The organism is Flavobacterium limnophilum, assembly GCF_027111315.2.
GTDB classification, from domain to species: Bacteria; Bacteroidota; Bacteroidia; order Flavobacteriales; family Flavobacteriaceae; genus Flavobacterium; species Flavobacterium limnophilum.
On sequence record NZ_CP114289.2, the window covers coordinates 3134081 to 3158373 of the forward strand.

The 24293-nt window shown below is 35.6% G+C and carries 19 protein-coding genes, 1 tRNA gene and 1 pseudogene; 11 read left to right on the forward strand and 10 right to left on the reverse strand.

Annotation, left to right across the window (positions count from 1 at the left end; genetic code table 11):
* Positions 1-437: 437 nt before the first annotated feature.
* The 3 genes from infB to rimP form a co-directional block, all read right to left on the reverse strand.
* Positions 438-3332, reverse strand: a complete 2895-nt coding sequence (gene infB, locus OZP13_RS13285) for a translation initiation factor IF-2 (protein WP_281297439.1) — start codon at positions 3330-3332, stop codon at positions 438-440.
* Positions 3333-3482: 150 nt separating this feature from the next.
* Complete coding sequence (gene nusA / locus OZP13_RS13290) at positions 3483-4736, reverse strand: transcription termination factor NusA (RefSeq protein WP_281297440.1); 1254 nt, start codon at positions 4734-4736, stop codon at positions 3483-3485.
* Between the two features lie 13 nt (positions 4737-4749).
* Positions 4750-5214: a ribosome assembly cofactor RimP gene (gene rimP, locus OZP13_RS13295; RefSeq protein WP_269240582.1), complete on the reverse strand. Its 465-nt coding sequence runs from the start codon at positions 5212-5214 to the stop codon at positions 4750-4752.
* A 181-nt stretch (positions 5215-5395) separates the two neighbouring features.
* Here rimP and OZP13_RS13300 point away from each other — a divergent pair, with 181 nt between their 5' ends.
* A complete protein-coding gene (locus OZP13_RS13300) occupies positions 5396-6220 on the forward strand; it encodes a universal stress protein (RefSeq protein ID WP_281297441.1) in 825 nt (274 codons plus the stop codon).
* A 67-nt stretch (positions 6221-6287) separates the two neighbouring features.
* Here OZP13_RS13300 and OZP13_RS13305 read toward each other — a convergent pair.
* Together OZP13_RS13305 and OZP13_RS13310 are read right to left on the reverse strand one after the other, a co-directional pair.
* A tRNA-Gln gene (locus tag OZP13_RS13305) sits at positions 6288-6358 on the reverse strand.
* A 397-nt stretch (positions 6359-6755) separates the two neighbouring features.
* Positions 6756-7172 (reverse strand): c-type cytochrome, encoded by a 417-nt coding sequence (locus tag OZP13_RS13310; protein ID WP_269240583.1) that lies wholly within the window; start codon positions 7170-7172, stop codon positions 6756-6758.
* A 585-nt stretch (positions 7173-7757) separates the two neighbouring features.
* On the opposite strand from OZP13_RS13310, the gene OZP13_RS13315 reads away from it, so the two are divergent.
* Positions 7758-11030, forward strand: coding sequence for a glycosyltransferase family 117 protein (locus OZP13_RS13315; protein ID WP_281297442.1), 3273 nt, complete (start codon positions 7758-7760; stop codon positions 11028-11030).
* 89 nt (positions 11031-11119) lie between these two features.
* On the forward strand, positions 11120-11794 hold the full coding sequence (locus OZP13_RS13320; RefSeq protein ID WP_281297443.1) for a polysaccharide deacetylase family protein: 675 nt from the start codon (positions 11120-11122) through the stop codon (positions 11792-11794).
* Positions 11795-11826: 32 nt separating this feature from the next.
* Here OZP13_RS13320 and OZP13_RS13325 read toward each other — a convergent pair whose 3' ends face one another.
* Both OZP13_RS13325 and OZP13_RS13330 read right to left on the reverse strand, forming a co-directional pair.
* Positions 11827-12123: a thioredoxin family protein gene (locus OZP13_RS13325; protein WP_269240584.1), complete on the reverse strand. Its 297-nt coding sequence runs from the start codon at positions 12121-12123 to the stop codon at positions 11827-11829.
* Positions 12124-12196: 73 nt separating this feature from the next.
* Entirely contained in the window at positions 12197-13432 is a 1236-nt protein-coding gene (locus OZP13_RS13330; RefSeq protein WP_281297444.1) for a metallophosphoesterase, read from the reverse strand.
* A gap of 212 nt (positions 13433-13644) precedes the next feature.
* Here OZP13_RS13330 and polA point away from each other — a divergent pair, with 212 nt between their 5' ends.
* The 4 genes from polA (at position 13645) to OZP13_RS13350 (ending at position 18248) form a co-directional block, all read left to right on the forward strand.
* A complete protein-coding gene (gene polA, locus OZP13_RS13335) occupies positions 13645-16503 on the forward strand; it encodes a DNA polymerase I (protein ID WP_269240586.1) in 2859 nt (952 codons plus the stop codon).
* Between the two features lie 85 nt (positions 16504-16588).
* Positions 16589-17026 (forward strand): DUF1493 family protein, encoded by a 438-nt coding sequence (locus tag OZP13_RS13340; protein WP_269240587.1) that lies wholly within the window; start codon positions 16589-16591, stop codon positions 17024-17026.
* Complete coding sequence (locus OZP13_RS13345; RefSeq protein WP_269240588.1) at positions 17019-17399, forward strand: hypothetical protein; 381 nt, start codon at positions 17019-17021, stop codon at positions 17397-17399. Before OZP13_RS13340 ends, OZP13_RS13345 begins: the two co-directional genes overlap by 8 nt.
* 117 nt (positions 17400-17516) lie before the next feature.
* A complete protein-coding gene (locus OZP13_RS13350) occupies positions 17517-18248 on the forward strand; it encodes a nicotinamide mononucleotide transporter family protein (protein WP_269240589.1) in 732 nt (243 codons plus the stop codon).
* Positions 18249-18611: 363 nt separating this feature from the next.
* On the opposite strand, the pseudogene OZP13_RS18760 reads toward OZP13_RS13350, so the two are convergent.
* Both OZP13_RS18760 and OZP13_RS13355 read right to left on the reverse strand, forming a co-directional pair.
* A pseudogene (locus OZP13_RS18760) lies at positions 18612-18710 on the reverse strand (IS982 family transposase); the annotation flags it as partial.
* Positions 18711-18857: 147 nt separating this feature from the next.
* On the reverse strand, positions 18858-19883 hold the full coding sequence (locus tag OZP13_RS13355) for a LacI family DNA-binding transcriptional regulator (protein ID WP_269240590.1): 1026 nt from the start codon (positions 19881-19883) through the stop codon (positions 18858-18860).
* A 337-nt stretch (positions 19884-20220) separates the two neighbouring features.
* Here OZP13_RS13355 and rplM point away from each other — a divergent pair, with 337 nt between their 5' ends.
* From rplM to tsf, 4 genes are all read left to right on the forward strand, one after another.
* A complete protein-coding gene (rplM, locus tag OZP13_RS13360) occupies positions 20221-20676 on the forward strand; it encodes a 50S ribosomal protein L13 (RefSeq protein WP_281297445.1) in 456 nt (151 codons plus the stop codon).
* A complete protein-coding gene (rpsI, locus tag OZP13_RS13365) occupies positions 20676-21062 on the forward strand; it encodes a 30S ribosomal protein S9 (RefSeq protein ID WP_073367165.1) in 387 nt (128 codons plus the stop codon). Before rplM ends, rpsI begins: the two co-directional genes overlap by 1 nt.
* Positions 21063-21229: 167 nt before the next feature.
* Positions 21230-22036: a 30S ribosomal protein S2 gene (gene rpsB / locus OZP13_RS13370; RefSeq protein WP_281297446.1), complete on the forward strand. Its 807-nt coding sequence runs from the start codon at positions 21230-21232 to the stop codon at positions 22034-22036.
* Positions 22037-22146: 110 nt separating this feature from the next.
* Complete coding sequence (tsf, locus tag OZP13_RS13375; protein WP_269240593.1) at positions 22147-23109, forward strand: translation elongation factor Ts; 963 nt, start codon at positions 22147-22149, stop codon at positions 23107-23109.
* A gap of 94 nt (positions 23110-23203) precedes the next feature.
* Here the strand turns inward: tsf and OZP13_RS13380 are convergent, their stop codons facing one another.
* Positions 23204-24232, reverse strand: a complete 1029-nt coding sequence (locus tag OZP13_RS13380) for a LacI family DNA-binding transcriptional regulator (RefSeq protein WP_281297447.1) — start codon at positions 24230-24232, stop codon at positions 23204-23206.
* Positions 24233-24293: the final 61 nt, after the last annotated feature.

A 24293-nucleotide genomic window follows, 5' to 3' on the forward strand; every position in this document is an offset into this window, starting at 1 on the left:
TGAATTTCTTATAAAAATTTTATAATGAAAATTAGATATAATAAAATTACTATCGAATGAATTATAATCGAAATTATATTTATTTTTTCTTTGTTATAATATTTCCAAATATTTATTACCAGAAAGATCAAACTTAGTAATGGTAAAATTATCGGAGCTATTGTTTCTAATATCATTAGACCTGCCCCTGATGGAAATATTCTATATCTAATAACAATCAAAAACCATAATATTACGTAAAATAACATTGTCAAAAAAGCACTTTTGTGTTTTGGATTTTCTATTTTAAACATTTAATTTATTTTAAAATTTATCTAAAGCTGAACAAAACAAATCTACTAAAAATTCTTACCATTTGAGAAAAACAATTAGCAACCATCCAAAAACAAAAAAAATCCCGATTGCTCGGGATTTTCTATATAAACTATATCGAAATTCTATTTCAATTTCTTTTTGATGGCTACCTCGTGGAAAGCTTCGATAACATCTCTTTCCTCAATGTCGTTGTATCCTTTTATTTGAATACCACAATCGTATCCTTTGGCTACTTCTTTCACGTCGTCTTTGAAACGTTTCAAGGCGATTAGCTCACCTGTGTGAACTACCACACCTTCACGAATAATCCTGATTTTGGCATTTCTGGCAATTTTACCATCCATAACCATACATCCTGCAATTGTACCCACTTTAGAGATTTTGAATAACTCTCTAACTTCGGCAGTTCCCAGCACTTCTTCTTTCATCTCAGGAGCAAGCATTCCCTCCATCGCATCTTTCAAGTCGTCGATTGCGGCGTAAATGATGGAATAGTAACGGATATCGATTTCTTCTTTGTCGGCCAATTGTCTTGCATTACCGGCAGGACGAACATTAAATCCGATGATGATGGCATCCGAAGCAGAAGCCAACATAACGTCGGTTTCAGTAATGGCCCCAACACCTTTATGGATAATGTTGATTTGAATTTCTTCGGTAGATAACTTAGAGAACGAATCGGACAAGGCTTCAACAGAACCATCCACATCCCCTTTAAGGATAATGTTCAATTCTTTAAATTGACCTAATGCAATACGACGTCCAATTTCATCCAACGTAATATGACGTTGTGTACGAACTGATTGTTCACGCATCAATTGAGAACGTTTGGCGGCAATTTGTTTTGCTTCTTTTTCGTCTTCAAAAACATTGAACTTGTCACCCGCTGTTGCAGCTCCATCTAAACCTAAAACAGATACTGGAGTTGAAGGGCCGGCTTCTTTAACAATATTTCCTCTTTCATCATGCATGGCTTTAATCTTGCCATGGTGTTTTCCAGCCAACATATAATCACCTATTTTTAAGGTTCCGTGTTGTACTAATATGGTAGAAACATATCCTTTTCCTTTATCCAAGAATGCTTCCACAACAGTTCCTTGAGCTGCTTTGTTTGGATTTGATTTAAGATCAAGAAGTTCTGCTTCCAATAATACTTTTTCCAATAATTCTTTTACACCTGTACCAAATTTTGCAGAAATATCGTGAGATTGAATTTTTCCACCCCAATCTTCAACCAATAAATTCATACTTGCCAAACGCTCTTTGATTTTCTCAACATTGGCATTAGGCTTATCCACTTTGTTAATGGCAAATATAATTGGCACCCCAGCAGCTTGTGCGTGGGAAATGGCTTCTTTGGTTTGTGGCATGATGTCATCATCAGCCGCAACTACAATAATGGCAATATCCGTAACTTGAGCTCCACGAGCACGCATCGCGGTAAACGCTTCGTGACCCGGTGTATCCAAGAAAGCTATCTTTTGACCGTTATCCAATGTCACTCCGTAAGCACCAATATGTTGGGTAATTCCTCCAGATTCACCAGCGATAACATTTTCTTTACGAATATAATCCAGCAAAGAGGTTTTACCGTGATCGACGTGACCCATTACAGTTACGATAGGCGCCCTGAAAACTAAATCTTCTTCTTTGTCCTCAACAACTTGAATAGCTTCTTCAATATCAACGGTAATAAACTCTACTTCATATCCAAATTCATCGGCAACAATGGTTAGTGTTTCCGCATCCAAACGTTGGTTTTGCGTAACCATGATTCCAAGTGACATACAAGTTCCAATCACTTTGGTAATTGGCACATCCATCATGATGGCAATTTCACCAACGGTTACAAACTCGGTAACTTTGATGGTTTTGCTACCTTCGTCCAAAGCTCTTTGTTCATCATCCGATTTTTGACGGTGCGTGTCTCTTTTGTCTCTTCTATATTTAGCAGCTTTAGATTTACCACCTTTTCCTTGCAGTTTTTCTAAAGTCTCTCTAATTTGATTTTTTACTTCCTCTTCCGTAGGCTCCACTTTGGCAACAATAGCAGGTCTGGCTCCTTTTACGAAACCTGGCCTAGCACCTCTGTTGGCATTGAACCCTCCACCTTTAGTGTTTGGAGTAATTTTGTTTGGATTTGGCGCACCCGGAACTCCAGGAGTAGCAGGTGGCCTTGGCGCACCTGGTTTTGGAGCAATCCTTTTTCTTTTATTCTTGTTGGCATTGTTGGCCGCACTGCCGGGAGCTCCAGGAGCTCCAGGTTTGTTTGGCGTAATTTTAGGCTCTTCTTTCTTCTTTTTCGGTTTGTTGAATTGAGATAAATCAATTACTTGACCTGTCAAAGTAGCTCCAGAAAGTTTTTGATATTGTGTAGTTATCGATTCTTCAACAGGTGGCGCATCAACAACTGGAGTTGCTACCGCTTTTGGAGTTTCAACTTTTGGTTCTGGAACCACAGCTTCAACTTTAGTTTCTTTAATCTCAACAACAGGTTTTTCAACCTCTTTACTTTCAACAACAATTTTCTCTTGAGCAGGCACATTTTGCACTGGTTTCTCTTGCTGAACAGGTATTTCTTGCTGAATTTTTTCAACAGGAATCTCCTTTTTCTCAACAGCTGCCGGAGGAGGAACTACTACTGGTTTTTTAGGATTAAGATCAATATTTCCAACAAGAGTTGGCCCAGTCACAGTAGCTCTAGCTTTAATAACTTCTTGGCTTCTTAACCTTTCTTCGTCTTGTTTGCGTTTGTCTTCGATTTCTTTTTCACGTTCAATACGCAAAGCTTCTTTCTCTTTTCTTTTCTCTTCTCCAACCTCTTTTGAAGCTTCTTTATTGCCCTTATCGCCCGCAAACTGACCGCACAAAACATTGTATACGTCGTCAGAAATTTTTGTGTTGGGGTTGGATTCAACAACAATCCCTTTATCTTTTAGATAATCCACAGCTCTTTCTAAAGAAATATTCAACTCCCTTAAAACCTTGTTTATTCTAATAATTTTCTCTTCAGACATAAAACCTTTTTAATATTACCTTATTTTCTCACCCTACATCCTCTCAATATAAGAGGAAATAAAGATGAATTTTTGTTTTTCTTCCTCACACTAACTCTCGAATAGGAGAGGAAAAATAAGGTTGAAAATTAATTTTTATTTTAAAATTGACTAACTGTCAAATTCTTCTTTTAATATTCTCATTACATCTAGAATCGTTTCTTCTTCAAGATCTGTTCTTCTAACCAAATCATTCACGTCTTGTTTCAAGATACTTTTTGCTGTATCTAAACCAATTTTTGCAAATTCTTCGATTACCCATTCTTCGATTTCATCTGAAAACTCTGTTAATTCAACATCATCATCATCTGCAACAGTCCCGGCAACATCACCTTCACGAATAACGTCAAGTTCATAACCAGTTAATTGTCCAGCCAATTTAATATTGTGCCCACCTCTACCAATTGCTTTAGAAACTTCTTCCAATTTCAAGAAAACCTCTGCTCTTTTTGTTTCTTCATTAATCTTGATGGAAGAAACTTTTGCAGGACTTAATGCTCTTGTAATATACAATTGAATATTGCTTGTATAATTGATGACATCAATATTTTCATTTCCTAATTCACGAACGATACCGTGAATACGAGAACCTTTCATTCCAACGCAAGCTCCAACTGGGTCAATTCGGTCATCATAAGAATCTACGGCTACTTTTGCTTTTTCGCCAGGAATTCTAACTACATTTTTAACCATTATCAGTCCGTCGAAAACCTCTGGGATTTCTTGCTCGAATAATTTTTCCAAGAACTTTTCAGAAGTTCTGGACATAATAATTTGAGGTTTATTTCCTTTTAATTCAACACTTTCAATGATTCCGCGAACGTTATCTCCTTTTCTAAAGAAATCCGATGGAATTTGTTTTTCTTTTGGCAAAACAATTTCATTTCCTTCATCATCCACCAAAATTACGACTCTTGGACGAACGTGATGCACTTCGGCAGTATAAATCTCACCTATTAAATCTTTAAATTGCTTGTAAAGATTGGTGTTGTCATGTTCATGGATCTTGGAAATCAAGTTTTGACGCAAGGCCAAAATAGCTCTTCTTCCTAAATCTACCAACTTCACTTCTTCAGAAACTTCTTCTCCAATTTCGAAATCAGGTTCAATTTTTCTAGCTTCTGTCAATGTAATTTCCAGGTGATCTAAATCTAAATCATCATCAGCAACAATAACCCTTCTTTGCCAGATTTCCATATCCCCCTTATCTGGATTGATAATAATGTCAAAATTATCATCAGACCCAAATTTTTTCTTCAATGCATTTCTGAATACATCTTCTAATATCGCCATAAGCGTTACACGATCAATAAGTTTATCATCTTTAAACTCTGAAAATGAATCGATTAATGCTAAATTTTCCATGCCAACTATTTAATTAAAATGTTACTGTAACAATTGCTTCTTTTATTTCCGTATAAGGTATTTCTTGCCTTTTCTGGACAGTTTCCTTGCCTTTTCCAATTTTTTTCGGCTCTCTGGCTTCCCACGACAAAATTATAAAATTATCATTAGCTTCAACCAATTCTGCCTCAATTGTTTGAGTTTCTAATTTTACTATTAGTGTTCTACCAACGTTTTTCTTGTATTGCCTCACCATTTTTAATGGAGAACCTACTCCCACCGAAGCCACTTCTAAAGAAAAATCCTGCTCTTCTCTATCCAAATTATTTTCGATTGCTCGACTGACATCAATACAATCCTGCAAAACAACACCATTATCGCCATCTATGTTTACGATGATTTTAAAACTATCGGTTATCGTCAAATCTATCAGGAAAATAGAAGGTTTTTCAAGTAATACCTGAGTTAGTAAATCGTTAACTTTATCTTTAAATGTCATAATTTTTATAAAAAGAGGCACGCAATGCGTGCCTCATTATCTAGTTTTTTAATAAATAACAGTGCAAATATAGTGTTTTTTTTATAAATCAAAAATGATTGTTTTTTGTTTAATTTTTTTGTAAATTTAATCTTTCTAATTTCTCACCCAGTTTACCAAATAATTTAATACTCTTTTAATTATGAAACGGATTTTAATACCAACCGACTTTTCCAAATATTCCGAGGAAGCCTTAAAAGTAGCGGCACAAATTGCCCGAAAATACGACAGCGAAATCATCTTGTTACACATGCTGGAATTACCACATGAGGCTAGCGACATCATGGGCGGCGGAAAAAGTATTCCCGAGATTATGTCTTACAAGAACAAAGCCATTAGCAATCTAGAAAAATTAATGGATTCGAAATATTTAAAAGGAATCAATGTTTCCGAGGCTATTGAGTTCAAAAAAGTAGCCGAAGGCGTTTTAGACGCCTGTGAAAAAAATAATGTGGATTTAATAATTATGGGATCACACGGAACATCTGGGTTTGACGAATTATTAGTGGGCTCCAATGCCGAAAAAGTAGTTCGATTATCAAAAATACCTGTTTTGGTTGTAAAAAAAGAAGCCAAAGATTTCAAAGCAAGGAATTTTGTTTTCGCTTCAGATTTTTCAAAAGAAACACGAAAACCATTCCGAAAAATGATTGAATTTGCAAAAATTTTCGATTCAAATCTATTTTTGGTGATGGTTTGCACACCCAATAGTTTCAAAACAACACATGCTGCCGAAAAAATCATGCACAATTTTATAGCCAATTATGACATAGAAAACTATTCCTCGCACATCTATAACGACACCAATATAGAAAACGGCATTATTAATTTTGCCAATAGTGTCAATGCCGATTTAATTGGAATATGCACACATGGCAGAACAGGTTTAGCTCATTTCTTTAACGGAAGCATTGGGGAAGAATTAGTAAACCACGCCACAAAGCCCGTGATAACTTTCAAAATCTAAATTACACAAAAAAAACGTTCGCAATTTTGCATAAAAAAACCTCTCAAATATTGAGAGGTTTTTTTCGTTGGTCTACAAGGACTCGAACCTTGAAAGACTGCACCAAAAACAGTTGTGTTACCATTACACCATAGACCAATTCCATTGCTGTTAAGCGAGTGCAAATTTAATACAAATTTTAATTTGTACAAACTTTTAATCCCTTTTTATTAAAAAAAATTTTCTCCACCCAGATAGTTTGAAAATTTTCAAACCAGTTTAATCACCGACGAGAGTTTAATCACAGCTTTAAAACAAAAATAAACACCTGAAGTTGACACATATAGCAAACAACAACAAACATAAAAAGATTTCATAAGACAACTTGCACAATGCGCCTTCCAGTATATATTCAATTGTAAGTTTATGCATTTAAAACTGTAAAATACCCTTCTGATAGGGAAGACTTGAAAATTTCTAGTCGTTTAACAACTCTTCTTTTTCTATTATTAAACAAAAAAAAGGGTTTTTAAAACTACATTACTACCGACAAATATCAACTCCTATCCCTAAACGTGCGAATATAGTTAATAATGTCCCAACGTTGATCATTTGTCAAATCCGTCAATGGCATAGGCCGTCTTGCCTCAGATATTTTCCAAAACAATTGACCGTCGGCTTCTTTTTGGACAGCTTCAGAACCTAAATCCGCTATTTGTTTGTGAACTTTTCCTGCCTTGTAACCATCTCCTTTCCCTTCTTTTCCATGACATCTCACACAATCTAACTGATAGGAATGTTTTCCTCTTTCAAGCGAAGAGGCATCTGCCGAATAAGGGTTCTTCATATTCACGGCTGATTTGGGGACATTCCAAGGCGCAGCATGTTGGGCAGACACAATAGACGCATACATAAATGTAATTACAATGAATGCTAATTTTGTAACGATTTGTTTTTGAAACTTGCTTTTCATAAAATTGATTATTAAGGAGATATAAAATTAATTGAAAATAATATCGATTGCGAAAAAAGTGGAATTCAAGTTAGTATTTTTCAAAATCACACACAAATTTACATGTTTATTGAATTCTGACATCATAAAAAACCATATTTTTTATTAATTAATTGTAAGATTTTTAAACAAATATTTTAATCGAATCTTTAAATAAAAAAAGCTTAAAAAAAAGAGTAAAACAAGGATTTTAAAAAAAACAACAATACAACATAAAAAAGCTTATCAGTTCAAAAATGACAAGCATCAAAAAAAAACTCATTCAAAACATTTAAATGAGATTCAAAAAGCAACTACAACTTATAATATACAATTTTAGGATTATGAAATTTATATTTTATAATTATGATAGCGCTTAATTTCATCTTGGTAAATACAGTATTTTTTTATGTGTGGAGTGTCCCAATAAAGTGTACTGACGACGATACCAAAAATATTTGAGCTCTGTAGCTATTTGTTTTTAGAATTTTTTGTTAATGACCACAACCATAAATAAAAAAACATTTTCTTTGCATCTTGAAAAAACTAAATTTTAGTACCTAAAATATGACAACATTCAATTTCAACAAATGGAATACAATTACCGGTTGGTGCGTCTTTGCAATCGCTTTATTAACCTATACTCTTACCGTTGAACCCACAATGAGCTTTTGGGATTGTGGCGAATATATAGCCACAGCGGCAAAACTTGAAGTAGGACACCCACCAGGAGCTCCATTATTTCAAATGATTGGCGCCTTTTTCGCCATGTTTGCCATAGACGACAAACATGTTGCCTTGATGGTAAACATGATGTCGGTTTTTTCGAGTGCATTTACCATTTTATTTATGTTTTGGTCATCGTCGATGATCTTGAAAAAAATAATTTCGCAATTTACCGAACTGGATAAAAACAATTCCATCGTAATTCTTGGCAGCTCTTTTGTCGGCGCTTTGGCTTATACCTTTTCCGACAGTTTTTGGGCCAGTGCCGTGGAAGCCGAAGTTTATGCCATGGCTTCCTTGTTTATAGCCTTGCTTTTTTGGTTGGGTTTACGCTGGGAACAAGACATGGATTCACCAAGAGGCAATAAATGGTTATTGATAATTTCGTTGGTGGTTGGACTTACATTTGGAGTTCACTTTATGGCATTGTTGACCATTCCCGCCATAGGTTTTCTGTATTATTTCAAGCATTACAAAGAAGTTACCATCAAGAACTTCATCATTGCCAATGTGGTCGTGATAGCCATATTGCTGTTTATTTTCAAATTATTATTGCCTCTGACAATGGCTTTCTTTGGTAAAACCGAAGTTTTTATGGTCAATAATCTAGGAATGCCGTTTGATTCAGGAACTATTTTTGCGGTTTTGATTCTAGTTGCTTTCTTCTATTTTGGATTAAAATACACCCACAATAAAGGCTATGTTAACTACAACACCCTTATATTATGCATCCTTTTTATCTTGATCGGTTTTTCCACATGGATGATGCTGCCTATTCGTGCCAATGCAAACACCGTGATAAACGAGAATAAACCTTCGGATGCCCGTGAGGTTTTGGCTTATTACAACAGGGAACAATACGGTTCAAATCCATTGTTTTATGGCCCACAATATACCGAAGCTTTTGCAGGATTAGACAAAAACAATCCCTATTTAGACAAGGCTCCCAACTACGAAAGAAATTATGAAACCGGAAAATACGTTATTGTAAATAATTTCAAGAATGCGGAACAAAATAGCGATGATGCCCAAAAAACTATTTTGCCAAGACTTTGGAGTGGCGAGAATATCGAAAACTATATCAACTTTACAAATCCACCAGAATTCAGATTAAATCCTGATTATCCTTACGAAGATGATTTGCAAAAATACGGAATCGATCCCAGCCAACTTTCCGAAGAAGATTATAACAAAGCCATAGCCCAACTAAAAGCTGAAGTAGAAAAAACGGTAACCGAATTTAGACTGGCCTATGCCCAAAAACAAATTGACAATGAAGGCTATGTGAAATTCTTGCGCAGTTATGGCGATTATTTAATTGTTGAAAAACCTGCAACAGCAGACAACTTGCGATTTATGGTCGAATACCAATTTGGCTACATGTATTTCAGGTATTTAATGTGGAATTTTGTTGGCCGCCAAAGCGACGTTCAAGGAAGATACGACAATCAAGACGGCAACTGGCTTAGCGGAATTACATTTATAGACGAACTACATTTAGGCTCCCAACAAAATCTGCCTTCGGACGTATTGAACAATAAAGGACGCAATGTGTATTTCTTTTTACCATTTATATTGGGACTCATTGGCATGATGTTTCACGCCGGCAAGGATCGAAAAAGTTTCTATGTCCTTTTAGTACTGTTCCTGTTTATGGGAATTGCCCTGAAAATTTACCTCAACGAAAGACCTTTTGAACCTCGCGAAAGAGATTATGCCTTGGTAGGTTCTTTTTATGTATTCGCCATTTGGATAGGCTTTGGAGTATATGCTTTATACGATAGCGCCCGAAATTATTTAGCTCCAAAAATCGCCGGACCCGTAATTATTGCGGCCACTTTACTGGCAGTTCCAGTTCTTATGGCTTTCCAAAACTGGGACGACCATGACCGCTCCAACAAATATACCGCAACGGCATTGGCGAAAGCCTATTTAAATTCTTGCGATCCAAATGCTATTTTGTACACCATTGGAGATAATGACACCTTCCCGCTTTGGTATGCACAAGAAATTGAACACATTCGAACCGACGTTAAAATTGTAAACACGAGTTTATTTATGACCGACTGGTATATTGACCAAATGAAAACTAAAACCTACGAGTCAAATCCGTTGCCTATTTCGTTTACTCATAATGAATATGTAGGTGACAAATTAGATTATGTGGCTCATATTCCAAAAACAGAAAGCCGTTGGGACATCAAGGATTTCATCAATTTCATCAAAAATCCACAATCAACTGTTGAAATGCAAAATGGACAAACCATCCATTTTTATCCAACCAAAAAAATCAGGATTCCAATAGACAAAAACACCATCATCAAGAACAAAGTGGTTGCCGCAAAATTCAACGACTCAATCGTACCTTATATAGATCTGGACATCAAAGGAAATGCACTCTACAAAAACAGGTTGATGATGCTTGATGTTTTGGCCAACAACAATTGGAAAAGACCCATTTATTTTAGCCCAGGCGCATTTGAAGACGAAGACTATTTATGGATGAAAAACTACCTTCAATTGGAGGGAATGGTTTATAAATTAGTTCCAATAAAAACAAAGGTTGACAAAGACACCAGTCCAATGGATATGGGAGGAATTGACTCCGACAAAATGTACTCTATCGTCATGAAATGGGATTGGGGCAATAGCGAAGGCGACATCTACCATGATCCTGAAACCAGAAAAAACAGCATCTCCTACCGATCAGTTTTGTCCCGATTAATGGACAAATTGATTGCCGAAGGAAAAATGGACAAGGCGAAAAACGTAATCAACTTGGCCTTGACAAAAATGCCAATAGAGAAATTTGGCTACTATTCTATGGTGGAACCTTTTGCCAAAGGATATTATCAAGTGGGTGAAAAAGCAAAAGCGCAAGAACTATTAGGAAAATTAGTAGCGAAATATCAAGAAAACCTTAACTATTATGGGAAACTTGAACTTTCAGACCAAAACGACATTGCCATTGACATCATTACTGACATTGAGCGTTACAGAAGTTTGTTGAAAGTAATGAAAGAAAACGGAGACATCCCTTTTTACAATAAAAACAGGGCAGCATTCAATACTTATATCAAGATTTTCGAACATTTTGGTCGCGATAGAGAATAACAAATCATAAAAGATGAAAAATTAGAAAATGTAGCGCTGTTGAAAAATGCCGCTACATTTTTTTGTTTTAATGGATAAAATCTTGAATCATGAGTTTCTACTGGATAAAAACAAGCTCACTCATTAAAAAAATATTCTCGAATTATGTTTGGGACATTCCCAATACTGAAAACAAAATCTATCTCACTTTTGACGACGGACCAATACCTGAAATAACGGAATGGGTTCTCGAAGAGTTACAAAAACACAATGCCAAAGCCACTTTTTTTTGCATCGCCCACAATATTGAAAAACACCCCGATATTTTCGCAAAAGTAATCAATGAAGGACATTCCGTCGGAAATCATACTTTCAACCATTTAAACGGTTGGAAAACTTCCACCAAGGAATATATAGAAAACAGTATTCAGTGGTCAGTGGTCAGAGAGCAGATTACAGATATTAGACCGCAGACCGCAGACTGTAAACTAAATACTGACCACTGCAAACTTTTCCGCCCGCCTTACGGCAAAATAAAACCTTCACAGTCCAAAAAACTGCGACAAATGGGATACAAAATAATTATGTGGGATGTATTGAGTGCTGATTATGACACATCTATTTCTCCAGAAAAATGTCTGGAAAATGTGCTGCAAAATGTAAGCCCAGGAAGCATAATTGTATTCCACGACAGTGTCAAAGCATTTCCAAATCTGGAATACACCTTACCTAAAGCATTAAAATATTGGAAAGAAAAAGGATTTGTATTCGATGCAATTAAATAAGACAAGATTGCTTCGTTCCTCGCAATGACAGATTAAAGATGTTCTTGAACCAGACCTATAATAGTATTGGCATCCAATTCACCGGATTGCCTCCAGATCATTTGTCCTCCTTTATAAATCATCAAAGTGGGAAGCCCCTTGATTCGCAAGGCATCGGCCAGTTCTTGATTTTTATCAACATCAATTTTTATCACTTTTGCCTTATCGCCCAGAGCTGCGGCAACATCCCTGATTACAGGATGCATCGATACAGATGATTCATTCCAATCTGTGTAAAAATCAATCAACACAGGTACTTGAGTGCTTATAAGTTCTCCAAATTTTGACATAAAACCAACGAATTTAATTTTCTAAATCTATCGCAAAGAGATATTATTTTACAAATGTAGCATTTTAAACGAATTAAGCTACATTGAGGCCTTTTTTTAGTTCAATGACTGTGATTTCAGGCATAATTCCTACTCTTCCGGAATACGCATGGAAACCAAAGCCCCTATTTACATAAACGTATCTACCCAAATTTTCATATAGACCAGCCCATTGTTTATAAACATATTGAATAGGACTCCATTTAATTACCCCGGGAATTTCTATGCCAAATTGCATTCCATGAGTATGACCCGATAAAGTCAAATGGAAATTTTTCTCGTGATTATTTATTTCCGCATCCCAATGACTCGGATCGTGGCTCATCAAAATTTTGAAATCTTCTTTTGACAATCCATTCGACGCTTTTTGCAAATCACCTGCCTTTTTAAATTTTACACCCCAATTCTCCACTCCTACCAAGGCAATTTTATCGGTTCCGTTTTCAATAAAAGCATGCTCGTTCAACATTAATTTGAAGTCGATTTGTTGATGCAAATCTTTTATGTCCTGAAAATTCTTTGCTTTGGCTGATTCCGAAGGCCAAGTTACATATTCGCCATAATCATGATTTCCCAATACCGAATATTTACCATATTTATGCTTTTTAATTCTTTTAAAAGTATCAATCCAAGGATGCATTTCTTTGGCATCGGTATTGACAATATCACCGGTAAACAAAATCAAGTCCGAATTTTGCTCGTTTATCAAGTCTATGGCATAATTAATTTTATCTGGATTATCAAAGCTTCCGCTGTGAACATCGGATATATGGGTTATGGTCAAACCATCAAAAGCATCCGGCAAATCAGGGAAAAATATGCGTTGTTTGATTACTTTGTAGTTGTATTTTCCCATTGTCACTCCATATAATAAGGACAAAAACGGGACTGCCGCAATTCCTAATCCTATTTGGCTGACAAACTTTCGTCTGGAAACTAGAAAATCAACACTGTCGTTGAATTTTGCAAAATGATTTATGGAACCAAAACCTATTCGATAAATGTCTTCGCCAAACAGCACCAAGGTTAAAATAATTTTGGGAATATACACTAAAAGAAGCAAACCCATTGCACGCATACTTTGACCTGTTTGTCCCACGGAACGGTCAAATTGCGTGAATGAATAAACTATAAAAACTAAAAGAAGAGCGCTTATTATTTGATAGGAAACCAAAAAAGATTTTGGCTTTACCACAGTCTTTAATGCCTGATAAGCATAGGTTTCAATAACAAAAAGAACAAGACACAATATTAATATGCGTAAAATCATCGAGATATATATTTTGTGCAAAATAACAAATTAATTAAGTGAAACGAATTTTAATTAATTGAATTTTAACTAAAATTATGCCAAAACAATTTCAGGCATTATTTTCACAAAAGCTTAACAAATTCCTAATCAACGAACTAAAACTACTGCCAAAAACAGCACGGAAAGTTTCAAAGTTTCGTTACTTTTACGCTTTTATAATCTATTTCACTATGTCACAAAAACGCCTTTTCCTGCTCGATGCTTACGCTTTAATCTTTCGCGGTTATTTTGCTTTTATTAAAAACCCAAGAATTAATTCGAAAGGAATGGACACTTCCGCCATTATGGGATTCATGAATGCCTTGATGGACGTTATCAAACGAGAGAAACCTGACCATTTGGCAGTTGCTTTTGACAATGGTGGAAGCCAATTGAGAAACGAAATCTACCCAGAATACAAAGCACATCGTGATGCCACTCCCGAAGCCATAAAAATTGCCCTTCCTTATATTCAGGAATTATTGAAAGCGATGCACATTCCAATTATCGAAGTCAAAGGGTATGAAGCCGACGACTTGATTGGTACTTTGGCCAAACAAGCCGAAAAAGAAGATTTCAAGGTATATATGGTTACGCCGGACAAGGATTTTGCTCAATTGGTTTCCGAAAATATTTTTATGTACAAACCCGCTCGAATGGGGAACGACATCGAAATTTGGGGAATTCCCGAAGTTTTGGAAAAATTCGAAATCGAACGTCCAGATCAAGTAATCGATTTCCTCGGAATGATGGGCGACGCCGCCGATAATATTCCGGGATTACCAGGTGTTGGCGAAAAAACCGCCAAGAAATTCCTGAAAGAATATGGCTCAATGGAAAATCTTTTGGCCAACACACATCAATTGAAAGGCGCGATTAAAGATAAAATCGAAGCCAATGCCGAATTGGGTTTATTGTCCAAAAAATTAGCCGCAATCCTGCTGGATTGTCCGGTGACATTCAATGCCGAAGACTACGAATTATCAAAACCTGACGTTGAAAAAACAGACGAATTGTTTCAGGAACTCGAATTTCGCCAAATGAAAGCACAGTTTGACAAATATTTTGGAACTGGAAAAGAATACGACGAAATTGACACTAATGGAAATGGAACTCACAGCGAGATACCAGAACCAACCAAAAAAGCTCCCGCAAAAAAATCGAATGAAGATCAATTTGACTTGTTTGGTTTTTCGGATGAAGAAAGTGGCGAAGTAAAATCGAGTTCGCATTATGCCACATTGGAAAACACGGAGCATTTTTACCAAAGCATCCAAGGCGATTTTGCCGTGAAATTGCTCTTGCAAAACTTGATGAACCAAACTTCGGTTTGTTTTGACACCGAAACCACGGGAATTGACGCTTTGAATGCGGAACTCGTTGGAATGTCGTTCTCTTTCGAAAAAGGAAAAGCATTTTACGTTCCTTTTCCCGAAAATCGAGAAGAAGCACAAGTTTTGGTGGATAAATTCAAACCGTTTTTCGAAAGTGAAAGCATCGAAAAAATTGGCCAAAACATCAAATACGATTTGAAAATCCTGTCACATTACGGCGTCCAAATCAAGGGAAAATTGTTCGACACGATGATTGCGCATTATTTGATTAATCCCGATATGCGCCACAATATGGATGTCTTGAGTGAAACCTACTTGAAATATTCACCAAAATCCATTGAAGATTTAATTGGCAAAAAAGGCAAGAATCAATTGTCAATGCGACAAGTTCCTCTAGAAGACATAAAGGAATACGCCGCCGAAGATGCCGATATTACCTTTCAATTGAAACAAAATTTCAGTCCGATTCTCGACAAAGCCGAAACCAAAAAATTATTTGACGAAATCGAAATTCCGTTGATCCCCGTTTTGGCAGCTATGGAATTGGAAGGGATTAATCTTGACGTTCCTTTTCTAAAAGAAATGTCTGTCGAAATGGCCAAAGAAAGTGCCGCTTTAGAACAAAAAATCTACGAAACGGCTGGCGAGAAATTCAATTTGGCCTCACCAAAACAACTTGGCGATATTTTATTTGACAAATTGAAAATTGGCGGAGCGAAACAAAAGAAAACCAAAACCGGCCAATACGCCACTGGCGAAGAAATTTTATCTTACCTAGCCAATGACAACGAAATTGTTCGCGACATTCTCGAATGGCGACAAATGGTCAAATTGCAAAGTACTTATATTGATGCGTTGCCGAACCAAGTTGACAAGAAAACAGGACGAGTTCACACTGATTATATGCAAACCGTTGCCGCAACGGGTCGTTTGAGTTCGAATAATCCGAACTTGCAAAACATTCCCGTTCGTACCGAAAGAGGACGATTGATTCGAAAAGCCTTTATTCCTCGTGACGAAAATTACACCTTGGTTTCTGCGGATTATTCCCAAATAGAATTGCGAATCATTGCCGCTTTGTCTGGCGAAGAAAACATGATCAAAGCCTTCAAAAACCACGAAGATATTCACCGAAGTACGGCTGCCAAAGTATTCAACGTTCCTTTGGAAGAAGTGACCAAAGAACAACGTAGTAATGCCAAAACCGTGAATTTCGGGATTATTTATGGCGTTTCCGCCTTTGGATTGAGCAATCAAACCTCGCTTTCGCGAAAAGAAAGCGCCGAATTAATTGATGCTTATTATGCGACGTATCCAAAACTAAAATCCTATATGGCCAATCAAGTGGATTTTGCCAGAGAACACGGTTACGTGCAAACGGTTTTGGGAAGAAGACGTTATTTGAAAGACATTAATTCTGCCAATATGATGGTCAAAAGTGGTGCCGAACGAAATGCCGTAAATGCCCCAATTCAAGGTTCTGCAGCCGATATTATCAAGATTGCGATGATTAATATTCACAAAAAACTGGTTTCAGAAAACTGGAAATCGAAAATGTTGTTGCAAGTTCACGATGAGCTTGTGTTCGACGTTCACAACTCCGAATTGGAGAAAATTCAACCAATGATTAAACACGAAATGGAAAATGCGTTTATACTGGATGTTCCTTTGGATGTTGAAATTGGAGCAGGAAAAAATTGGTTGGAAGCGCATTAAAAAATAGTTGGCAGTGTTCAGTTATAAGTTGGCAGTTTGATCAATTTTGTCATTCCGTAGGAATCTCATAAAACTTATACAAATAATGAGTAGGATAACAGAAGGAGAAATAATTCAATTCTTAAAAGAAGAAACTTACGAAGATTCAATCACTTCTGACACTGATATTTTCAATGATTGTGGAGTTAGTGGAGATGATTCTCACGAATTGATTGAAAAATATCAAATGAAATATAATGTAGATATGTCAAACTACTTGTGGTATTTTCATTGTGATGAAGAAGGAAGTACTTTCATTACAGGTATGTTTTTCAAACCACCTTATAAAAGAGTAACACGAATTCCAATCACTCCAAAGATGCTTACTGATTTTGCAAATTCTAAAATGTGGAAAATTGATTATCCAGAACATAAGTTACCAAAATATAGATACGATATAATTTTTAATCAAATAATTATATTCTTCTTTCTATTTTTCTTATTCTATAAATATGTTGTAAAAAAGTACTTTTTATATGATTGACAATTTCAAACCACCAATTAAAACTAGAACAACAGAAGAATTATTAGAAATTGTAGGCTCTCCAAAAAAATGGAATCCTGAAGCTTTGAAATTAGCGAAAACTGAATTATCAAATAGAAAAATTGACACAAAAGAAATTGATAATGCAATTCTGTTAGCTATCGAAAATGAAGATGCTGAAAAATTAAAAAAAGCCACTAAAAGCTACCAAATTTCAGATTTTATTTTAAAGCCAAAACGAACAATATTAGAGCTTTTATTTACTTGGGAATTAAAAAAGGACGGATATATTCTTAAAGCACAACAGCAGAAAACTTTTAGGATCACCCTTAGTATTATTATTATTTTCGTATATCTTCTAAAACAGCTTTAACTACAACATCCTTGCCGATTCTTTTTGTATCATAACGTTGATTATTTCCTTTTAAGATTGAAATAAAAACAGGCAATTTGGATAATAATCTTTCTATATTTGCCCAAACAAAATTGGATGAGCCTACTTTCCCTTTCTGAAAAATCGATAAAAACTATCAAATCGATAACCAATAGCACTTATTTGGACATTATTGGTTTAATCATTGTTGTCACGGCTTCCTTTGTTTTAGAATACCAAAAAACGGTTTTCAATTTCACGTTTCAGCAACAGGAATACGTTTTTTATTTGGGCTATATTTCTATTTTGAACACCGGCTTTTCGATGATGGGAAATCGATTGGTGACCAAGAAAAATAATATTGGCAATTTCATTACCACTTGCAATACTTTCCTAAGCGGTTCTATTGATTATTTACTTGGAAATGCCGGAGCAATTCTCACTTATCCCGTGTCGTTTATTGGGAATTATATCGTTTTCAAAGCTTGGAAGAAAAGCAAAGTACTGCGTTCTACCGACTTTATCTTTTACAGAAACATAATTTTGGGTTTTTTCTTTTCTTTTGTCCTAAACTACATTGCCTTTAAATACTTGTCTGAAAAACCTATTGATTGGAAGTTGTTTTTTGCCATAACCATCCCTGCAGGAATAACTTTTGGAGGCACGTTCAACACCGCGAGAATGTATCCTGACAATTGGTTTATGTGGCAATTTTACAACTTGACAAAAGCCATCCAGAACCTGATGCTGATGAATATTGCTAATGTTGCCAAATATACTTTCTATTTTTTCAATGCAATTATCGGTTACATTACTTGGAGAGACGACAAGAAAAAAGCAAGCATTTAATTTTTTTGGCTCGATTTCTCCTTCTCTTTTTGGGCTACCTTTTCTTGACGATAAAAACCCTGTCAACTCCCACCCAAAACCTACTCAAAGCCATAGATAAGCCTAGGCTGTGGTACCCTAAACTGTACGGTTATTTTAAGGACGGCTCAAAAGCATAGATAGAGCATAGATACAGTATGGATACAGTATGGATAGAGTATGGTTGTGGTACCCCCAAATTAAAGTCAAAATTATTAATTTTCCCGTCAAGTGCATAAATAATGCAAACATGGCAACCAGGCAACAACCCCCCAATAATACTTACCCAATTGTCAATAAAAGGAATTACAACTAGGCCGCTTAAAAAAATTCTTTTTCCCTTTAATTGAACTGGATTAGCTCAATCAAATTAGGCGTCTCCTCCTTTGTTATTTGTTTAAATAAGGAATTGCAACAGTCAATTGACATAAATTCGGTAGCCAAAATCCAAAGAACCTATAACTTCTGGAACGCAATAAGTACACCCAACATATTAGTGCAAAACCTTATATCGGTATTGCACTTGGAACAAGGCTATTTTATTGTGTTGCTTCGTTATGCGATTGCTTTACTCTTGCAATGACGAAACAACTACAACTTCCTGGTTGATTCTCTTTCTCTCAATTGTGTTTTGATAACTGTCGTTTCATAAGGCAGATTTTCTTCCTTGGATTCCAATCTGTTGATTAATACATTGGCGGCCACTTCTCCAATTTCCACTCCGTATTGACTAAGGGTTGACAAACTTGGTGACAATCTTCTGGAAGCCAGGATTCCGTCGGCAAAACCAATGATGGATAATTCTTCGGGAACTTTGTAGCCTTTTTTGAGTCCAATTCGCAATGCGGCAACGGAATCATTTTCGTCCAAGGCAAAAATACCGTCAATAACATTGTTATCAAAAACTTTTTCGATTTTTTCTTTTAAATCATCCTCGGAATCCGTTCTGACAATCAAGTTCTGATTTACGGCAATATTGTTGTTTTTCAAGGCTTGCAAATAACCCTCCAGTCTTAATTTTCCGATACTCAAATTATCGATGGAAGAAAACAAGGCGATGTTTTTGCATCCCGTGTTTATCAAATGTTGGGTAGCGTTCAATGCGGAATCAAAATCATCAACAATCACTTTGTCGCAAGCCACTTCGTCGGAGATACGGTCAAACATTACTATAGGAGTGCCTTCGTTGATGATGTCTTTAAAATGAGTATATTCTTGTAATTTTTGGGCTTCCTCTGAAATGGATAAAATAAAACCGTCAATTGTTCCATTACTCAACATGTCCAAGGTATGGGATTCTTTTGCCAAGGATTCGTTGGAGATACACATTATAACATTGTAACCTCTTTCGTCGGCAATTTTTTCTATTCCGCTAAAAACTTTAGCAAAAAATGAATTCAAAATATTTGGAATGATAACTCCAATAGTTTTTGTTTTTCTGTTTTTGAGGTTCAGACCTATAACATTGGGTTTATAATTTTTAAGTTTTGCATATTCCTTTATTCTAGTTTTAGTTTGTTCACTAATTTCAGGACTGTCGTTGAGTGCTTTTGAAACTGTTGAAACAGATACATTTAGTTCCTTTGCAATTTGTTTAAGAGTTGCTTTAGCTTTCATAATTTATTTATTGTCTTTTTATCATCATCATTAAGATTCTCGAATCACAATGGAATGTATCATTCTATTTGCAACAGAGACCTTTTTTACAAAACAAACCTTTTGTTTAAAGAGGGAAATTTACATTTTTTTTTTGAAAATCAGGCATTGCAAACATAGAAAGTCTAAAATTAAGTTCAAATCAATAAAATGTAAATGAATTGACTTTAAATATCCTTTTGATAATCAGTATAAAAAGGAACATAAAATAATCTTTTAAGGTATTTGTATTTCAAAATAATAATTGTACTTTTGCGCTCCCTTTATTGGGAATGGAATGTTTAATTAAAAATATATTATGAACGCATTAAGCTACAAGACAGAATCAGCTAGCAAAGCCACAGTAACTAAAGAGTGGATTGTTGTAGATGCTGATGGTCATAACTTAGGTCGTCTTGCTTCAAAAGTCGCCATGATTTTGAGAGGTAAGTACAAGCCAAGTTATACACCACACGTGGACTGTGGAGATAACGTAATTGTTATCAACTCAGAAAAAATTAACCTTACAGGTAACAAAATGGACGAAAAAACTTATGTTCGTCACACTGGTTACCCTGGAGGACAAAGAACTTTAACTGCTAAAGTATTGCAAGCAAAAAACCCTGCATTATTAGTAGAAAAAGCAGTAAAAGGAATGTTGCCTAAAAACAAATTAGGAGCGGAACTTTTCAGAAATTTAAATGTTGTTGTAGGATCTGAGCACAAACAAGGCGCTCAAAAACCTAAAACAGTTAACCTTAACGATCTTAAATAATGGGAGTTATTCACAAAATCGGTAGAAGAAAAACCGCTGTTGCACGTGTTTATGTTTCTGAAGGAACAGGAGTTATCACTGTAAACAAAAAAGAATTCGCAACTTATTTCCCAACTGCTACTTTACAGTACAAAGTTTTACAACCAATGTCCATGACAGAAAATGTAAACAACTTTGACGTAAAAGTAAACGTTTACGGAGGTGGTTCAACTGGTCAAGCAGAAGCTGTAAGAATGGCATTGGCACGCGTTATGTGTGAAGTAAATGCTGAAAACAGAGGAATTTTGAAACCAGAAGGTTTATTGACAAGAGATCCAAGAATGGTTGAACGTAAGAAATTCGGTCAGAAGAAAGCTCGTAAGAGATTCCAATTCTCTAAACGTTAATATTGCCTGTCTTGTGCAATTCGCGCAAGACATATTGATAATTAAATTTAAAAACAATGTTGTTGTTGTCCCGATGCGTCGGGAAATTAGTTTAGCATCTAAATGTATTCAGCCGAGCAATCGCCATTTATACATTGCTAATCAACAGAACGTAAACTAAACAAAAAATGTCAAACAAAGTAGAAGTAAAAGAATTACTAGAAGCAGGTGTTCACTTCGGACACATGACTAGAAAATGGGATCCAAACATGGCTCCTTACATTTATATGGAGCGTAATGGTATTCACATTATCAATCTATATAAAACTGCAGCTAAAATTGAAGAAGCTAACGAAGCTTTGAAAAAAATCGCTGCATCCGGTAGAAAAATATTATTCGTTGCTACCAAAAAACAAGCAAAAGACATCGTTGCCGAGAAAGCAGCTGCCGCAAACATGCCTTACATCACTGAAAGATGGCCTGGTGGAATGTTGACTAACTTCGTAACTATCCGTAAAGCTGTTAAAAAAATGGCTACTATCGATAAAATGAAGAAAGACGGAACATTCATGACTCTTTCTAAAAAAGAGCGTTTGCAAGTAGATCGTCTTCGTGCTAAATTAGAGAAAAACTTAGGTTCAATCGCAGACATGTCTAGACTTCCTGCAGCATTGTTCGTAGTTGACATTAAAGCGGAACACATCGCAATTAAAGAAGCTCAAAAATTAAACATTCCAGTTTTCGCAATGGTTGATACTAACTCTGATCCACGTGAAGTAGAGTATGTTATCCCTGCAAATGATGATGCTTCCAAATCAATCGACAAGATTTTAACTTTAGTGACTGCTGCAATCATTGACGGACTTTCTAACAGAACTTCTGACAAAGAAACTGACGCTCCTGCTGATGCAACTGAAGAAGCAGCTCCTGTAGCTGAAGTTGTAGCTCCAGCTGTTGAAACTGAAGTTCAAGAAGCTCCAGCGACTGAAGAATAAATCAAAATATAAATTCCAAATTCCAAAAAAAATTAGAAACTGATGAAGTTGCTGATTGATTAAAATTGGGGTTTGGAATTTTTTTATATAACCTTAAAAAATAATACAAAATGGCAACAATTACTGCTGCAGACGTAAATAAATTAAGACAAACTACAGGTGCCGGAATGATGGACTGTAAAAAAGCTTTAGTTGAAGCTGAAGGAGATTTCGACAAAGCTATTGAAAACCTTAGAAAAAAAGGGCAAAAAGTTGCTGATAACCGTTCTGACCGTGAGTCTTCTGAAGGTGCTGCTGTTGCTTTTATCAATGCAGACAAAACTAAAGGAGCTATCATCACTTTAAACTGTGAAACAGATTTCGTAGGTAAGAATGTAACTTTCGTGGCTTTAGCTAAAGAATTAGTTGAAAAAGCAATCAACTTCTCTTCTAAAGAAGAATTTTTAGCTTCTGATTTCAACGGAATTACTGTTGCTGAAAAACTAATCGAGCAAACTGGTGTTATCGGTGAAAAAATCGAAATCGGTGGTTTCGAAATCGTAGAAGGTGCTTTTGTTGGATCTTATGTTCACGTTAACAAAATTGCTGCATTAACAGCTGTTTCTGCGGCTGTTGACAATGCTGATATTTTAACCAAAGACATCTCTATGCAAGTTGCTTCTATGGGAGCCGACACATTATCTTACAAAGATTTTGACCCTGCTTTCGTTGCTTCTGAACTTGATGCTCGTATTGCTATAATCGAAAAAGAAAATGAAGAAGCAAAACGTTTAGGAAAAACTTTAAAAAATGTTCCTAAATACATTTCTTTCTCTCAATTAACGGAAGAAGTTTTAAAACAAGCGGAAGAAGATGCTAAAGCGGAATTAAAAGCGGAAGGAAAACCAGAACAAATTTGGGACAAAATTATTCCTGGAAAAATTCTACGTTTCATCTCTGACAACACTACTTTAGATCAAGAAAAAGCTTTGTTAGATCAAAACTTTATCAAAGACGACAGTAAAAAAGTAGGTGATTACGTTAAAGGATTCAAAGTTGAAATTACAGGTTTCAAAAGAGTTACTCTAGGTTAATCTATTCTAAACTCAAATGTAAAAATCCCATTTCGAAGCAATTTGAAATGGGATTTTTGTTTAAAATCAGTTCAATATTTTTATAAATTGACTTTCAATTCGCCTTTAAAGTCGAATCCCTTACTATAATACTCGTTCCCAATTCAATAGTTCTTGGAGTAAATGCCCTACCATCTTTGCGACAAATCATTTCTTCGTGCAATAAAGCAAATGCGGCCACCCCCATTTCATAGTTCGGTTGATCAACGGTACTCAATTTTGGCGTAATCACCTGAGAAACAAACCAATTACTAAACCCAATTATAGCAATTTGATTAGGCACTTGAATTCCTATTTCATTAAAATATGCCAAAACACCAATAGCAACCAAATCCGTAATGACAAAAATCCCGTCAATTTCCAGATTCTCTTCGACAATTTGTTTTGCAAATTCAACTCCTTGTTCAAAAGTGATGCTTTTACATGAATAAACTAATTTTGGATCGAATGGAATTCCATTTTTTTCTAATGCCTTTTTATAGCCTATAAAACGATCAATCGAATTTTGAGGGTTTTCAAGACCTCGAATATGCGCAATTTTTTTACAACCCTGATCAATTAGATGCTGAACAGCTTCCATAGCTGCTTTTTGGTCATTGATAATAACCTTGGAACTAGGAATTAATTTTGATATTTTATCAAACTGGACAAATGGAATTTCTTTTCGGAGAATTTCCTTGATATGAAAATCATTGTTGGATTCGTTAGAAAGCGACATTATAATTCCGTCAACTCTTTTATTGATTAATAGTGCTACTTGCTTTTTTTCTAATTCTAAAGATTCATTCGATTGAAGAATAATAACAAGGTAACCATTTTTCTCGGCTTCGGCAATAATACCGTTAATTACGTTCGAAAAGAAATGATGCACCACTTCCGGAATTATCAACCCAATAGTCTTGGATTCCTTGGTTCGCAGATTTACAGCAAAACTATTGGGTGTATAGTTAAGTTCCTCAGCCAAAGCCACAACGGCTTTTCGTGTTTTCTCACTTACATCCGAATAGTTTTTCAATGCTTTTGAAACCGTGGTAATTGATATTCCCAAAGTTTCGGCAATTTCTTTTAGAGTAGTCTCTTTCATTTAACAAATATGAGAAAAAATTATGAAATACAAATCGAAAACGTTTTCGGAACTTTCGAAA